The 16073-nt window shown below is 58.6% G+C and carries 14 protein-coding genes; 3 read left to right on the top strand and 11 right to left on the bottom strand.

Features of this window, described 5'->3' with window-relative positions; all coding sequences use genetic code 11:
- Positions 1–2: 2 nt before the first annotated feature.
- The 5 genes from nadB to bioB all read right to left on the bottom strand — a co-directional run bounded on the left by nadB (position 3) and on the right by bioB (position 4892).
- Positions 3–1592: an L-aspartate oxidase gene (nadB, locus tag HMPREF2651_RS09000; protein WP_038625729.1), complete on the bottom strand. Its 1590-nt coding sequence runs from the start codon at positions 1590–1592 to the stop codon at positions 3–5.
- Positions 1573–2649 (bottom strand): quinolinate synthase NadA, encoded by a 1077-nt coding sequence (gene nadA, locus HMPREF2651_RS09005; protein ID WP_038625731.1) that lies wholly within the window; start codon positions 2647–2649, stop codon positions 1573–1575. The genes nadB and nadA overlap by 20 nt, the downstream gene beginning before the upstream one ends.
- 292 nt (positions 2650–2941) lie before the next feature.
- A complete protein-coding gene (locus tag HMPREF2651_RS09010; protein WP_038625733.1) occupies positions 2942–3520 on the bottom strand; it encodes a hypothetical protein in 579 nt (192 codons plus the stop codon).
- A gap of 75 nt (positions 3521–3595) precedes the next feature.
- Positions 3596–3898 (bottom strand): biotin synthase auxiliary protein BsaP, encoded by a 303-nt coding sequence (locus HMPREF2651_RS09015; protein ID WP_038625735.1) that lies wholly within the window; start codon positions 3896–3898, stop codon positions 3596–3598.
- On the bottom strand, positions 3885–4892 hold the full coding sequence (bioB, locus tag HMPREF2651_RS09020) for a biotin synthase BioB (protein ID WP_038625737.1): 1008 nt from the start codon (positions 4890–4892) through the stop codon (positions 3885–3887). The genes HMPREF2651_RS09015 and bioB overlap by 14 nt, the downstream gene beginning before the upstream one ends.
- A 191-nt stretch (positions 4893–5083) precedes the next feature.
- On the opposite strand from bioB, the gene HMPREF2651_RS09025 reads away from it, so the two are divergent.
- The gene (locus HMPREF2651_RS09025; RefSeq protein ID WP_038629043.1) at positions 5084–5752 is read left to right on the top strand and encodes a TetR family transcriptional regulator; all 669 of its coding nucleotides are present in this window, start codon (positions 5084–5086) and stop codon (positions 5750–5752) included.
- Positions 5753–5792: 40 nt separating this feature from the next.
- Here HMPREF2651_RS09025 and HMPREF2651_RS09030 read toward each other — a convergent pair whose 3' ends face one another.
- The 5 genes from HMPREF2651_RS09030 to HMPREF2651_RS09050 form a co-directional block, all read right to left on the bottom strand.
- The gene (locus tag HMPREF2651_RS09030) at positions 5793–7157 is read right to left on the bottom strand and encodes a Na+/H+ antiporter family protein (RefSeq protein WP_038625739.1); all 1365 of its coding nucleotides are present in this window, start codon (positions 7155–7157) and stop codon (positions 5793–5795) included.
- Between the two features lie 89 nt (positions 7158–7246).
- Positions 7247–7606: a biotin/lipoyl-containing protein gene (locus HMPREF2651_RS09035; protein WP_038625742.1), complete on the bottom strand. Its 360-nt coding sequence runs from the start codon at positions 7604–7606 to the stop codon at positions 7247–7249.
- A 71-nt stretch (positions 7607–7677) separates the two neighbouring features.
- Positions 7678–7983 carry a hypothetical protein gene (locus HMPREF2651_RS09040; protein ID WP_049182113.1) on the bottom strand — a complete coding sequence of 102 codons (306 nt, stop codon included), beginning with the start codon at positions 7981–7983 and terminating at the stop codon, positions 7678–7680.
- Positions 7983–9596: an acyl-CoA carboxylase subunit beta gene (locus HMPREF2651_RS09045; RefSeq protein ID WP_049182114.1), complete on the bottom strand. Its 1614-nt coding sequence runs from the start codon at positions 9594–9596 to the stop codon at positions 7983–7985. The genes HMPREF2651_RS09040 and HMPREF2651_RS09045 overlap by 1 nt, the downstream gene beginning before the upstream one ends.
- Positions 9597–9619: 23 nt before the next feature.
- Positions 9620–11116: a methylmalonyl-CoA carboxytransferase subunit 5S gene (locus HMPREF2651_RS09050; protein WP_038625744.1), complete on the bottom strand. Its 1497-nt coding sequence runs from the start codon at positions 11114–11116 to the stop codon at positions 9620–9622.
- 274 nt (positions 11117–11390) lie between these two features.
- Between HMPREF2651_RS09050 and glgX the strand changes: the two genes are divergently transcribed.
- Positions 11391–13532, top strand: coding sequence for a glycogen debranching protein GlgX (gene glgX / locus HMPREF2651_RS09055; protein ID WP_049182116.1), 2142 nt, complete (start codon positions 11391–11393; stop codon positions 13530–13532).
- 296 nt (positions 13533–13828) lie between these two features.
- Here glgX and HMPREF2651_RS09060 read toward each other — a convergent pair whose 3' ends face one another.
- Positions 13829–14071, bottom strand: coding sequence for a HigA family addiction module antitoxin (locus tag HMPREF2651_RS09060; protein WP_005510305.1), 243 nt, complete (start codon positions 14069–14071; stop codon positions 13829–13831).
- Positions 14072–14394: 323 nt separating this feature from the next.
- Between HMPREF2651_RS09060 and HMPREF2651_RS09065 the strand changes: the two genes are divergently transcribed.
- Positions 14395–16038: an exonuclease domain-containing protein gene (locus HMPREF2651_RS09065; protein ID WP_038625748.1), complete on the top strand. Its 1644-nt coding sequence runs from the start codon at positions 14395–14397 to the stop codon at positions 16036–16038.
- The last annotated feature ends 35 nt before the right edge of the window (positions 16039–16073 follow it).

Genomic DNA, 16073 nt, shown 5'->3' on the forward strand with positions numbered 1-16073 from the left:
AGCTAATCCCCGTCCTTTTCAAACCAAGTGTGGCACCCCAAAGTATATGGTCGTGCCAATGCCGCTTCGACGACTTTCCTTGCGGCCACGACCTGAACCGATTGCGGGAGCCGATCGATAACCGCCAATGCCTGCCGCAAACTCTGCTCATTGCGCGTTACACCAGCGCCTTCCTGCATCGCAGTCTGCAACCGGAAAAGCTGGCGCGGTTCCAGTTCCGGCCGTGGCTGCGGCAGGCCTTCAACCGCCGCTGCGAATTCCTCGTCCCCGACCGGCACAGCGTGTGTTTCAGCGACTTTTTCGGCCACTCGCTTGCCGACGACCAGTCCCTCCAGCAACGAATTGGAAGCCAACCTGTTGGCACCGTGCAGCCCCGTCGCGGAGCATTCACCGGCCGCAAAGAGACCCGGCGCTCTAGTTGCACCGAATGGGTCGACGGCAATGCCACCACAGGTGTAGTGGACCGCCGGGGCCACGGGAATGAGGTCCTTGGTCGGATCAATCTCCGCTGCGGTCAGGCCCGCTGTGATCGTCGGAAAGCGGACGGCGAAGTTGTCGATGTGACGTGCGTCGAGGAAGACATGGTCCTCGCCGAGCTGACGCATGCGAGTCGCGATGGCACGCGAGACGATATCGCGCGGAGCCAGGTCTCCGCGTGGGTCAACGCCGGCGGTCACACTGTTTCCCCGGGAATCGACGAGGATGGCTCCTTCACCACGGACAGCCTCGCTGATGAGATGGCGTCGGCCGGTGCCGTCTGATGCCGATCGCTCGTCATAGAGCACTGTCGGGTGGAACTGGATAAACTCCATGTCCCGAATCTCCGCGCCAGCATCGGAGGCCATGCCGATAGCCTCACCGCGGGCGCCCGAAGGCGCCGTAGTCGCGCGGTAAATATGCCCCACGCCACCGGTAGCCAGCAGAGTTGCACCTGCGCGAATAGCGCCGCCACCACGGGGATCCGCTACCAGCGCCCCCAGCACGCGGCCGTCTTTGCCAACGATGAGCTGGCGCGCTGTAGCGTTCTGCAGTACTCGCACGCCGGTAACTGAGGCTTCTAGGGCGCGCTCAATTTCAGCACCAGTGGCGTCACCACCGGCATGAATGATGCGCCGCGCGTGGTGTCCGCCCTCTTTGGTGCGGGAATATACGGCCGGGTTATCCGGCGCCGGGTCAAATGTGGCGCCTAGCCCAATCAGCCACTCGGTCGCCGCAGCGCCGGCACGGATGATAGAAGCCACGGCCGCTTCATCGCAGTGGCCGGCACCGGCATCGAGGGTGTCCGCGATATGGGAATCAGTGGTGTCCTCGAACCCATTGGCCACATGGCCGCTGGGGTCGTCGTCAAGCCCGACGACCGCGAGCCCGCCCTGTGCGAGATTCGTGGCGGCATCGGCGAAACGCAGCTGTTTGCGGGCACCGACGCGCCACTCGACGCTGTCGATAACCAGCACGTCGAGGCCGAGCTCAAGGGCCCTACGCGCAGCACTGAGCCCTGCGACTCCCCCGCCGATGACGAGGAAGTCACACGTCAGTGTCCAACTGTCGAATGATGAGCGCAGACCAAACGTGTTACTCGCCCCCGCCTGGATTACCGATGGCGATCATGCGCTCGACCGAGGCGCGCGCCTTGTCGGCGACCTCAGGAGCGACGTCGACCTCATCGGTGCCCTCAACGAGGCAGCGCAGCAGAGCCGCCGGAGTGATGAGCTTCATGTACGAGCAGGAAGCGCGGTCGTTGACCGGCTCAAAGTCGACATCCGGTGCGGCCTTGCGCAGCTGGTGCAGCATGCCCACCTCAGTGGCCACGAGCACCTTGCCGTTGGGCTTGTTCTCCTTCAGCTTCTGCGCCTCGGTCAGCATCTCGCCGGTGGAGAGCATCTGCACGCGCTCCGGCTCAATGGTGCCTTCACCCGCGAGGTAAATCGCAGAGTTCGCGCAACCGCACTCCGGGTGGATGAACAGCTGCGAATCGGCGTTCTCTTCCGCGCGGTGCGCGAGTTCCTCACCGTTGATGTTGGCGTGGACGTGGCACTCACCAGCCCATACCTTGATATTGTCGCGGCCGGTCTCACGGCGGACGTGTGCGCCGAGGAACTGATCCGGGTTGAACAGGATCTCCTGGTCTTCCGGGATGGACTTGACCACGTCGACGGCGTTGGAGGAAGTACAGCAGATGTCGGTCAGAGCCTTTACGTCTGCCGTGGTGTTGACGTAGCTGACCACCAGTGCGCCGGGATTCTCAGCCTTCCACTCGGCCAGTTCGTCTGCAGTGATGGAGTCCGCCAGGGAGCAGCCGGCGCGCTCGTCCGGAATAAGGACAGTCTTCTCAGGGCTCAGAATTTTGGCGGTTTCCGCCATGAAGTGGACACCACAGAAAACGATGACATCGGCATCGGTTTCCGCAGCGATGCGGGAAAGCCCGAGGGAATCGCCGGTGTAATCGGCAATATCCTGAATCTCCGGCAGCTGGTAGTTGTGCGCAAGAATTACGGCATTGCGTTCGCGGGCGAGGCGCTTAATCTCCTGAGCCCAGCGCTCATCTGCAATTACGCCACCGTAGCGGCCATCTTTATCGACTACCGATTCGTACAGATCCGATTCAAGGCGCGGCAGGCTGGAAGCATTGGCCGCAAGGCTGGTATTCACGGAAAACTACGTCCTTACTTCAATGGGCTGTGGCTACGACCGGAGAAAACGCCGTCACCGTTACCGGCAACGATCCCCGGACGCATTCGCAGCGGACTCAAACGGGCAAGTGCAAGAGACCTAAGCTCGCCACACAATATCGAAAATGCCCCTAAATCGGGGCGAATACCGGCATCGAGGACGAACCTATTTCCCAAAATTGTAAGGCTTGTATAAGCCTATTTCCCAATAACTACCCCTGTTCAGTAGGAAGTAGTGCTTTACGACGGCCCCCGCGCAGAACCTCACTGTCTCACTTAGTGACCGAATCTGCGTCCGTAGCATTGTCCGCAGCGCTCTCGTTGCCTCCCGTGAAGTCCGTTTGGAACAACACCCGGGACCACAGTGCGAGCATAGCAACCAGTGGCGCGACCAGCAGTGCTACATAGGTTTTGAAGTCCGGAATCACCGAGAACTTATCGCCCGGCTGCATTCCCGCCAGATTCGGCTGGAGCAATGCCGCAATCGACTGACCGACGAGGTACGTCACTGCTGCACTCATCAACGCGGAGAAACCTGCCCATCCAATTGCCGTGAGCATCTGTACAGGGGTCGTGATGGCACGGTTTCGGAAGGTAGTAATTCCCAGCACCAGGCCGCTGATGGCAGTGACAGCAACAAACCAGAGCAGCCCAATAAAACCAGCGTCAACGGTTTCCTGAATAATCGCTAGTTGGTTATTGGGGAGCATTTGCACTTGCTGCTTGGGCCGCAGGAATGCCCAGGCCACTCCCGTTACCGATCCCGTTACAACGGAGAAGAGAACAATACCCGAGGTCATTGCCACGCTCTGCTTTTCAACGTGTGGGACTCGGGTATTTTTCATAGTCATAGTTGACAAACTTACCTCACGGCGCGCATCCAGTACTAGCGCGCCTGAAAGGCGCATTTGCACAACCAGCACCTTTTATCGCTGCTCCAACATAACGGAGTCTACTTCGCCGTGGCGCGAGCACTTTGCAGTCCAGCCGTCCGGACGCACCTGCACCACCATCCGACGTCCACAGAGCTGGCAGAACCGAGGTGCCTCCAATCCAGCTTTTGCACCATAAGAGCGTTCGCGCACTTCACCAGCTTGGAGGTCGGCGCCGGTAAAAGGATCGAATTTGGGCTCGTCTCCCAGCACCATGGCCTGGAGCAGCTCTGTGGAGTCGACTTTCCTACTCCACGTCGCGCGCGGGCTAGATGTCCGAGGCTTAGACAGTTGCATTGAGGGCCTTAATTGGAAGTCGTACCTTGCCAAGCATGTCCAGGTCCTGCTCCGCCGGACGGCCCAGCGTGGTCAGGTAATTACCGACAATGACAGCGTTGATACCGCCGAGCAGCCCCTTTTCTGCACCCAGGTCTCCCAGGGTGAGCTCACGACCACCAGCAAAACGCAAGATAGTCTTCGGCAATGCCAAACGGAAGGCACCGATGGCACGCAGTGCATCCTTGGCTGGCATCGGCTCGCGACCGGCGAACGGAGTGCCCGGGCGCGGGTCGAGGAAGTTCATCGGCACCTCGGTCGGGTTGAGCGCCGCCAGGTCCTGAGCAAACTCAGCGCGCTGCTCAAGGGTCTCGCCCATACCCAGGATGCCGCCACAGCAGACTTCCATGCCAGCTTCGCCGACCATACGCAGGGTGTCATGGCGCTCTTCCCAAGTGTGGGTGGTCACGACCTGCGGGAAGTAGCTCTTGGCGGTCTCAAGGTTGTGGTTGTAGCGGTGAATACCAGCCTTGGCCAGGCGATCCACCTGTTCCTGCGTCAGAATGCCCATCGATGCGGCCACATTAATGTCAACCTCTGCCTGAATGGCGGCGACGGCCTGTTCCATCTGGCTGAGCAGTCGCTCATCCGGCCCCTTTACTGCAGCAACGATGCAGAACTCAGTCGCACCAGACTTTGCAGTCTGCTTGGCGGCGTCCACCAGAGCCGGGATATCCAGCCATGCCGAACGTACCGGAGACTCGAACAGACCCGACTGCGAACAGAAGTGGCAATCCTCTGGGCAGCCGCCAGTCTTCAACGAGATAATGCCTTCAACCTCGACCTCTTCGCCGCACCACTTCAAGCGCACCTCATGAGCCAGCGCCAGCAGATTCTCGATGCTGTCGTCGTCGAGGTTGAGAACCGCCAGGGTCTCCTCGTAGTTCAGCCCCTCTCCGCGGGCGAGCACCTTTTCGCGGGCGAGTTCCAAAATGTCCTGCTGCTGTTGAGTCATGGGGGCGACACTCCTTGAGGCTGGGGATAAAACTTGAACACTGTTTGAGAAGTTGTTCAGTTATCAAACTTAATACCGCATCTACAGAATGTCGAACAGGGTTCAATTCCCGTCGTGTCGCGGTTTTACGCTCCGCATTTCAGTCTTGAGACATCTTCCAGATGATTCTTCTTTCGTCTACGGTAGGCAGTGTGCAATTGACCAAGGACATCATTGTCGACGCAGCTCTTACCATTCTCAACGAGTACGGACTCGGCGATCTCACAATCCGCCGTCTGACTCGCCACTTGGGTACCGCCGCTGGCGCAATGTACTGGCACTACCCTTCCAAGCAGGCACTGCTCGGCGCCGTCGCTGACCGCATCTTGACTCCCTGCACAGAGTTTTCCGCCACAGGCGATTGGCGCGCCGACACCGAAGTCATCGCCGAGCTGCTCTACTCCTGCCTCACCGCTCATCGGGATGGCGCCGAGGTCGTCTCGGCCGCGCTGGCTACGGGCACCGCCACGATTCGCCCCGAGCAATTGCTTGCCGACGTCCTGGAGAACGCACCCGAAACCTCCATCAGCACCCCATCAGCGACTGATACCGCGTCCGTCCTCGTGTATTTCATTCTCGGCGCGACAGTCGACCAGCAGACAGCCATCGCGCTTAATCTGAACGGCGCCAAGTCTGTATCTGACAAGGGTGACACTAATGGCGAGAACAACGCTAGTACGGGCGCTGCGGCCGAGGCTTCCTCTGAAGATGCCGCTGAACAGGCAAAAGAGCTCGGTCGCCAGCGCATTGCACTGGGAACCGAGCTCTTTATCGCCGGAATTGCGGGGGTTGCCGGGATTAAGGGAACCGCAGGTCAGTAAGCCCCACTGAAGCATTCGCGGTCATAGCCAAACCCTGGCATTAAAGCACCAGAGCTGCTACCCAACCAGCTGCCAACAGCGGCAGGTTGAAGTGCAGGAAGGTCGGGATAACCGAATCGCGAATGTGGTCGTGCTGCCCATCGGCATTGAGACCCATCGTCGGGCCGAGCGTCGAGTCCGATGCCGGCGAACCAGCGTCACCCAGAGCACCTGCAGTACCAATGATGGCGACGGTAGCCATCGGCGAGAAGCCCAGCGACAAACACAACGGCACGTAGATGATGGAGATAATCGGCAGCGTCGAGAAGGATGAACCAATACCCATCGTGACCACCAGACCGACGACCAGCATGGCGAATGCAGCGGCAGGCTTGTTGCCCGCAAACAGGTCTGCAGTGGCGGTCACCAGCGGCTCGACCTGGCCGGACTCCGACATCACCGAGGCGAAGCCCTGTGCGGAAATCATGATGAAACCAATCAGGGCCATCATCTTCATACCGGCAGTGAATACGTCGTCCGCCTCACGCCAGCGCACCGCACCGGTAAGCATGAAGATTGCCAAACCAGTGAGGGCACCAATCAGCAGTGGATCGGCATCGGTGTCCATGGAGTTCATCACAATCTGGACGACGAAGGTCACCACAATGGCGACGAGAGCAACGATGACTCGGTACTTCGACACAGGTTCATCAGACTGCGATTCCATATGCGAGGACTCGGCAATCGGCAGGTCTTCGTAATGCCGTGGCTTGCGGTAGGAGAAGAACACCGCAATGGCCAGACCAGTCAGCATACCGAGAGCCGGGATGCCCATCGTCATCATGATGTTGATATTGGAAACATCAAGGCCGGCGTTTTCGATGTTGCCCAGCAGAATGTCGTTCAAGAAGATAGAACCGAATCCGACCGGAACCCACATGTACGTGGTGATCAAACCGAAGGTCATCACACTGGTTATCATTCGGCGGTCGATGTTGAGACGGTTAAATACCGGCAATAGCGGCGGAATGATCAGCGGGATAAACGCGATGTGAACTGGGATGAGGTTCTGCGACATAATCGCCATGGCCAAAATACCGGCCACCATACCCCACTTGGTCCATGCTTCTGCCTTAGATTTAGCGCCTTCATCCTCGGCGCCAATCTTGGCAATCAGCCAATCGGCCAGCAATTTGGGCAGCCCAGAGGATGCCACTGCCATGGCAAAGGCACCCAGCATGGCGTAACTCAGGGCAATCTTCGCACCACCAGAGAGGCCTTCCTGGAAGGCAACCATTGTGGCATCGAGCCCCATACCGGCGGAAAGACCACCGACCAAGGCGCCAATAAACAGCGCTAGCACAACGTGTACCCGGCAGACCGCCAGGATTAGCATCACCAAAACGGCGAGAAGAACGGCATTCATAAGGAAAATATTAAGGCAACCTTAAGTATTTCCAGCAACCGGGGCTAGAAAGATTTCACCCCAAAATCTTTACACCCCGGCTAATGCGACTAATCAATCGAGACGAGTCCCTGGCCGCCCTGCACTGCGTCACCGACTTCGACGTGAATAGAGCCGACGGTGCCTGCAGCTGGGGCCGTAATCTCGGTTTCCATCTTCATTGCCTCGAGAATGAGCAGCACCTCCCCGGCCTCAATCGTCTGGCCTTCCTCGACCAAAATCTTGCTGACCGAACCTGCCAGTGGCGCCACCACCGAATTGGCGGAGACACCCGAGACACTAGCGGTGGCTGGCTCAACGGAAGCGCTAGACGACCCACCCAAAACGATGGGCGAAAGACGCTTGGGCTCCTCAACTACTTCAACGTCGACATCGTAGGCAATGCCGCCGACAGTCACTTTCAATTTCATGGCTCAACAATCCTCACGTAGCAAAAGTCAATGAATCAGGCTCAAATAAGTCGGTTATCGAAAATTTCCAACTAACGCAGGTTGCGCTGCTGCTGGATCTGGCGGCCCTGCGCAGCCCACGTCTTGTGGCGGTTGTAACGAATTGCCTTCACCTTGCCGCGATTGCCTAGGTACGCAGACACCGCTGCCGAAATGGCGATGACAGTGTCCTCGGGGATATCTGCGTCCACGCGTTTGCGCAGTTCAGCCAACTCGCTTTCTGCCTGATTCAGGCGTGCCGTGGCCTTCTGCAAGCTTGTCGAGGTCGCATCCAACCGGTCGGTCAGTTCAGCGACGAGCGCTCGCAGCTCCTTAATCTCACCGATGCTGTCCGACATTACTGTGGCCCCAATCCGTGCTTCTTGGCCGGGCGAACCTCACGCTTGTTACGCAGAACCGACAGTGCGTCAGCCACACGCAGGCGAGTTTCCGCCGGGTCAATCACGTCGTCGACCAGTCCTCGCGAGGCAGCGACATACGGCGTCGAGAAGCGTGTCTTGTAATCGGCGATACGCTCGTCGCGCACGCGTGCCTGCTCTTCCTCGTCGCCCGCGGCCGCAATTTCCTTTCGGAAGACCACGTTGACCGCGCCTTCTGCGCCCATCACCGCAATTTCTGCGGTCGGCCATGCGAATACGTAGTCCGCGCCGAGGTCCTTCGAGCACATCGCCAGGTACGCACCGCCGTAGGCCTTACGCATGACGACGGTCACCTTGGGCACAGACGCTGCGGAGTATGCGTAGAGCATCTTTGCGCCGTGGCGGATGATGCCGCCGTGTTCCTGGGTGACGCCCGGCATAAAGCCAGGAACGTCAACCAGGGTGACCAGCGGGATATTAAAGGCGTTGCAGAAGCGGATGAACTTTGCGCCCTTGTCCGAGGAATTGATGTCCAGCACACCGGACATCACATTCGGCTGGTTTGCGACAAAGCCCACGGTACGGCCCAGAACTCGACCAAAGCCGACAACCAGGTTGGTGGCAAAACCCGCCTGGCACTCGAGGAAGTCGCCATTGTCGGCGATACGGATGATGACCTCGCGGACGTCGTAGCCCTTTTTGCCGTCCACGGGGACGATGTCGCGGAGCTCTGGATCCGGCTCGGCATCGAATACCGGATCAACAACCGGCGGCTCTTCGGTGTTGTTCTGTGGCAGGAAGCTTAAGAGCTTCTGCGCAATCAGGATGGCCTGCTCGTCATCGTCGGCAACGAAGTCGATATTACCGGCCTTAGCCATGTGCGCATCAGCGCCACCGAGCTGCTCGGAGGTGACTTCCTCGCCGGTCACAGACTTAATAACGCCCGGACCGGTGATGAACATCTGTGCCTTGCGAGTCTGAATGATGAAGTCGGTCAGCGCTGGCGAGTAGGCAGCGCCACCAGCACATGGACCTGCAATGATGGAAATCTGCGGCACCAGACCGGACAGCCAGACATTGTTGTAAAAGACCTGGCCATAGCCCGACAGAGAGTCGATCCCCTCTTGAATGCGAGCACCACCGGAGTCGTTGATAAACACGAACGGAGTGCCGTTGTCGGCAGCGGCACGCATAGTGGCTGCAACCTTGCGGGACTGCGTTTCACCAGCGGAGCCGCCCATGACTGTGAAGTCCTGGGAGGCCACGTGCACTGCCCGGCCGAGAACCGCGGCAGTGCCGGTGACCACACCGTCGGCAGGCGCATCGGCGGTATCCATGCCGAAGTCGGTGGTGCGGTGAGTCATGAACATGCCGGTTTCACGGAAAGTGCCCTCGTCGACGAAGTTGTCGATACGCTCGCGGGCCGTCATCTTCCCACGTTCGTGCTGCTTGGCCTGCCGAGCTTCACCGCCACCGGCCTCAACACGGCGACGCTGAGCATCCAAATAATCCAGGCGCTCCGCCATCGAGGCATCGACGCCCGGCGCGACGGCATCCGCCGAAGTCGGCTGGTTTGCTGAACTTTGCGACATTGCTATCTCTTCTCCCGATGTTCCTAGGCGGGTTCCACCTGGACGGTCTGCGAGCGACCGCCGACGGTGACCTTGTAGCGAATTGGCTCGCGAATGGCATTGGCAGCACCAGAGGCCTGCTCTGCCTCGCGCTTGAGCTGCTCGGCGGTCTTGCCGACGTTCTTCGGCCCTTCGCCGCGCGCGGTGAAGAATCCCGGTGCGACAGATGGGAACAGCGCGTTGGTCAGGACATCCTCGGCGGTGCCGTTGTAACCGTCGAGCTCCTTGGCCTGCTCGACCAGGTCGTCCCACTCTGGCTCGAGGAGATCAGCCGGACGAACCGTGATTTCTTCCTTCTTGGTCTGCTCCGCTGCCTGCTTAATCAGCTCTGGGTTGCGCTCACCCGGGCACTGCCCGTAATAGCCGAGCATGAGGTCGGCGAACTCAGCCGTCATGACCTTGTAGCGTCCCATCAGCACGTTAAACACAGCTTGCGTGCCGACGATCTGCGAGCTCGGAGTCACCAGCGGCGGGTAGCCGGCGTCCTTTCGGACAATCGGCACTTCACGCATGACCTCTTCGACGCGGTCGCCCGCGCCCTGGGCCTTGAGCTGGTTTTCCATGTTCGACAACATGCCGCCAGGAATCTGCGACATGAAAATGTCGGTATTGACCAGGGTTTTCGACTCGAACTCTGCGTACTTCGGACGCACCTTGCGGAAGTGGTCACGAATGGTGATCAGGTTATCCATGTTCAGGTCGGTGGTGTAGTCGGTTCCCTCCAACATTTCCACCAGCGACTCGGTCGGATTGTGCCCCGGCCCCAGCGACATCGACGAAATTGCCGTGTCCACGACATCCGCACCAGCTTCGATGGCCTTCATCAAAGTCACCATGGTGACACCGGTGGTCGAGTGGCAGTGGACGTTAATCTGGGTGTCCTCGCCGTAAGTTTCCTTGATGCCGCGGATGATGTCGTAAGCCGGCTGGGGTTTCAGCAGCGCTGCCATGTCCTTCAACGCAATGGAGTCCGCCCCCATATCCAGTAGACGACCAGCGAGTTTGACGTACCCGTCGACGTCGTGAAGCGGAGACGTCGTGTAGCAGATCGTGCCCTGCGCGTGCTTGCCGACGTTCTTGACCGCGCGCATGGCGTGCTCGAGATTGCGTGGATCGTTGAGGGCGTCGAAAACACGGAATACGTCCATGCCGTTTTCAGCGGACTTTTCGACAAACTTGTCAACCACCATGTCCTCGTAGTGGCGGTAGCCGAGGAGATTCTGACCGCGCAGCAGCATCTGCAGGCGGCTGTTCGGCATCAGTTTGCGGAATGTCCGCAGTCGCTCCCAGGGGTCTTCATTAAGGAAGCGGATGCAGGCATCAAAGGTTGCGCCACCCCAGCACTCCACACTCCAAAAACCGGCCTTGTCCATTTCTTCACAGACATCGACCATGTCTTCCATAGCCATTCGCGTTGCCATGAGGCTCTGATGAGCGTCTCGGAACGCTACTTCCGTTACACCAATGGTTCGTGGACTCATAATTCCAAAAGTAAAGGCCTTTGGGAATCTTCGCGCGTTGGTGACCGCGAATATTGGGGATTCGGTGCCCACCAAGGTGCGTTTAGAGTGTCAAATTGCCCACTTGCAGGGTTAAATACTTATTTTCGCGCGAAGTTTACGCACTTAACCGTTCAACTCGACTTTTTGTCTGGGGGTCGTTTTTGCGAAGTGCGCTCGACGAATGGGTCGGTTTGCGCGCTCACACTGGACTGAAAATGGCTCATGTTTTTTACAAAACGGTTAAGGTAGTCACATGAACCAAGCAAATACAGTCGGCGATTATCAAGTATGGCCGGGTGAGCCTTACCCGCTCGGATCTACCTACGACGGCGCTGGCACCAACTTTGCGCTCTTTTCCGATGTCGCGGAAAAGGTGGAGCTTTGTCTGATCAGCGCCGAAGGCGAAGAAACACGCATTGCGCTGGAAGAAGTCGATGCGCATATCTGGCACTGCTACATCCCGTCCATCATGCCGGGCCAGCGCTACGCCTACCGTGTACACGGCCCATTCGATCCGGCAAACGGTAAGCGTTGTGACCCCAACAAGCTGCTGGTCGACCCATACGCCAAGGCTTTCGACGGCGAATTCGACGGTCACCCATCACTGTTCAACTATGACATTCATGACCACTCGAAGCGCAACACCGAGGACAGCCTGGGACACACCATGACCTCCGTGGTCATCAACCCATTCTTCGACTGGGGCGCTGACCGCGCACCTCGCACGCCGTACAACGAGACCGTGATTTACGAGGCCCACGTCAAGGGCATGACCATGACTCACCCGGATATTCCGGAGGAGCTACGCGGTACCTATGCCGGTCTCGCTCATCCGGCGATTATTGACTACCTCAAGGACCTTGGTGCCACGGCTATCGAACTGATGCCTGTCCACCAGTTCCTCCAGGACGACCACCTGCGCGAAAAGGGGCTGCGCAACTACTGGGGCTACAACACCTTCGGCTTCCTGGCGCCACACCAGGACTACTCGGCTTCCCAAAAGCCAGGCGGCGCAGTCAGCGAGTTCAAGGGCATGGTGCGCGCATTTCACGATGCGGGGATTGAGGTTATCCTCGACGTGGTCTACAACCACACCGCTGAGGGCAACCACATGGGCCCAACCATCTGCTTCCGAGGCATCGACAACGAGGCCTACTACCGTTTGGTCGAGGGTGACCGACAGCACTACATGGACTACACCGGCACCGGTAACTCCCTGAACGTGCGCCACCCACACTCCCTGCAGCTGATTATGGATTCGCTGCGCTACTGGGTCTCCGAGATGCATGTCGACGGCTTCCGCTTCGATTTGGCCTCCACCCTGGCTCGAGAATTCCACGATGTGGATCGCCTGTCTGCCTTTTTTGACTTGGTGCAGCAGGACCCGATTGTCAGCCAGGTCAAGCTCATCGCAGAGCCGTGGGATGTCGGTGAGGGCGGTTACCAGGTCGGTAACTTCCCGCCACAGTGGACTGAATGGAACGGTAAGTACCGCGACACTATCCGCGACTTCTGGCGCGGCGAGCCATCCACGCTCGGCGAGTTCGCTTCGCGTATCACCGGTTCCTCGGACCTGTATGCAAACAATGACCGCCGCCCCACTGCGTCGATTAATTTCGTTACCGCGCACGACGGTTTCACTCTCAACGACTTGGTCAGCTACAACGAGAAGCACAATATGGCCAACGGCGAGGACAACCGCGATGGCGAGTCCCACAACCGTTCGTGGAACTGCGGTGTGGAAGGCCCGACCGACGACGAGCGCGTTCTTTCTCTGCGCTCCCGTCAGCATCGTAACTTCCTGACCACTCTCCTACTGTCCCAAGGCACTCCGATGATTAGCCATGGCGACGAAATGGGACGCGGCCAGAAGGGCAACAACAACGTCTACTGTCAGGACAACCGTTTGTCATGGGTGGACTGGAATCAGACTCGTACCAACTCTGAACTGGTCGAATACACCCAGTTCCTGACTGAACTGCGTGCGGAACACCCAGTCTTCCGGCGCCGCCGCTTCCTGCGCGGTGGCCCGCTCGGTGCGGAAACCGATGATCGTGACATTGCCTGGCTGACCTATGAGGGTCGTGTCATGACTACCGATGACTGGAACTTCGACTTCGGCAAGTCGTTGATGGTCTGGCTCAACGGCGATGCCATCACTGAACCTGATCGCCGAGGTCACCGGATTGAAGATGACTCCTTCCTGCTGTGCTTCAACGCCCACCACGAGGACATCATGTTCCAAATTCCGGGCACCGAATACGCACACAGCTGGGAAGTCATCATCGACACCGCAGAGATCACGGGTCGACCGACTCGCGAGCGCATCGTTGAGCCGGAAGGCGAGCTCCGCGTGCCGGCCCGTTCGACCATTGTGCTGATCGAGCGACACTAGCCGCGTCCGCGTTGGGTCCTACACAAAAATCCCCTGTCGGCGGAAGACTTTTCTTCCACTGACAGGAGATTTTCGGCTCTGAGTTCAACTCAAAACAGGGGTACGTAGCAAAAATTGAGGGCTGCAAATTTGAAACTGTGTGAGTTTATGACGCTTTCAGGCCATTTTTCGGGCCATTTTTGACATAAACGCAGTCAGTAACTCGCATCGACCCACCGCCGCCAGCCATAAACGCAGTCAGTAACTCGCATTGGGTCAACACAGCACCGCGGGAGCCGAGCTGGCGTGAAGTCTTCTTACGCAGATGCGCGCATATTAAACTCCGCCTGAGAGTTCAACCAGTACTCAGGCTCGGTGTCAAAGTAGTCGGACAGTCGATTTGCGAGGTCAGTGGTGACCGCAGTGCGGCCGGTGCGAAAGCGCTCCAGAGTTGAGCTTGGCACGCCGATGGCAAGAGCCAGTCGGTAGATAGAGAGGTGTCGCGGCTCGAGGAAATTATCGTTCAAGATAGAACCAGGGTGCACAGGATGCGTGCTCAAAATATTTACTCCTTATTTCATCGCTTCACTGGCATACGTTGTTTCCGCTTTGCCCTTCGCTTGAGCTCGAAAGCTCGAACGACCAGTTACCGCCGTTCGTCGAAAAGTATAAGGAGCGCCCGCTCAAAATGCATCCGGACATTTAACCTCCCAAAACATGTGGTTTTCAGGGGTACAGACACCCCCACTGTCCGAACGCTCCATAAATATTCCTATTTCTGTGGACATTTCCACATTGTCGGAAGCCACATGTACTCGGCTAGAACCGCAGGTACCGCAGCCTCTATAGGGCTCAATCCGCCATCGGCGCTACCATCTAGTGCATGACTACGACCACGCCATCCTCCGAGCCCGCCGTCGTCTTCGAGCTCACCGGCGACACGGTGACTATTACCGCAGATGGGCTCCGTCTTACCCACACCATCAACACGGCTAGCACCGCCCCCGCGAAGCCCCTCCCGCTTGCCGACGTTGCCGAGGTCGCATCGGCAAGTAAAAACGGTGTCTACACTCCGGCCAACCGCTTCTTCCCCGGCACGGTAGACCTCGGAGTAGCTTTGCCAAAGGCTCGTGTGATGTCTCATCGCCAGGCAGCAGCGCAGTTGCTGGCAGACCTCATGGCGGAGATGGCCAAGAATCCGGAGTTCTACAGTTCAGCTGATGCTTTTACTTCCACGTTGATGCCGTGGATGGCACAGCGCGCGGCGGTCACCGAAGGCGTGAGTGTGGTTGAGGGCGCGGGCGACGTCGTAAAGCACTCTGTGCCTTTTGCGCCGCTTCCTTCGGGGGATGAGGTTGCGGTGTCGGACATCGCACCGTTTGCGGCGTTCGATGTAGAGACAGCGAACGAAGACACCGGCTCGATTATTCAGCTTGGCGTTGCGGTCGTGCGTGGCGGGAAGGTGACGGAGCGTTATTCCTGGATGTGCCGTCCGCCAAAGGGGTTGGAGTATTTTGATGAAGCCAATGTCGCGATTCATGGCATCACGGCAGCAGATGTGGCCGGTGAGCCGTCATTTCCGGAGCAGCTGGCGAAGTTTGTTGACGTCGTCGGGGATTTGGACGTAGTTGCTCACAATGCGCGGTTTGATTTCACAGCCCTGTCGCGGGCGTGCCGGGCGGAAAGCATTCCAGCACCGAAGTTGAATTTTGCGTGTACTTATATGTGGGCTCGGCAGATGCAGTTGGGGCTGCCCAACTTGAAGCTGCCGACGTTGGCGGAGGCCGCGGGAGCGTCACTGGAGAATCATCATGATGCGACGGCGGATGCGGTCGCATGTGCTGAGGTAGCGCTGTGGTTGATGGAGCACCAGCGCGCGACATCGGTGGCTGATTTGAGCAAGAAGGTCTCGCTGAGCTTGGGCCAGATTGGCAGTGGACGAGTGCGGATGGTGCGCTATGACCCGTCTGGTGTCGCCAGCACTGGAGCCGGAACCAACGCGGGCACTGGTGCTAGTGCTGGTGCGCAGTCCGGCAGTTCCACGCCGTCACGTCGGCCGCGTCGCAATGCGAAATGGGATGCAGCCAAGACACCGGACACCATTCCAGACCCGAATCCGGACGCGGATCCAAGCGGCCTTCTGTACCAGCAGCGTGTGACACTGACGGGCGATTTTGCACCGTATGACAAGGGTTTTCTGTGGGACAAGATTGCCTTTGCAGGTGCGAATATCAATAAGGGTGTTACGAAGAAAACGACCATATTGGTCGCCGGTCCGTGGGATTCGGTGACGTCGAAGGAGAAGAGGGCTCGACAGCTGCAGGCCGAAGGCCAGGAAATCCAGATTTGGAGCGAGAAGGAGCTCTTCACTGCACTCGGGCTGAATCCGGAAGAGGATGGCGCGTCCGAAGCAGGAGGCACTGTGGAAGGGACGCCTAGCGCCAGCGACGGAAACAACTCCAGTGAGTCGGTTCCGCTGTTTGGTTCCACTTCCCTGCCCGGCGATGACGGAATGCCGCCCTTCTAGGCCACGTTCACGGGAAGAAATTCGCATTCGGAAGG

Origin of the sequence: Corynebacterium sp. HMSC063A05 (genome assembly GCF_001809695.1) — a bacterium.
Lineage (GTDB): Bacteria > Actinomycetota > Actinomycetes > Mycobacteriales > Mycobacteriaceae > Corynebacterium > Corynebacterium amycolatum.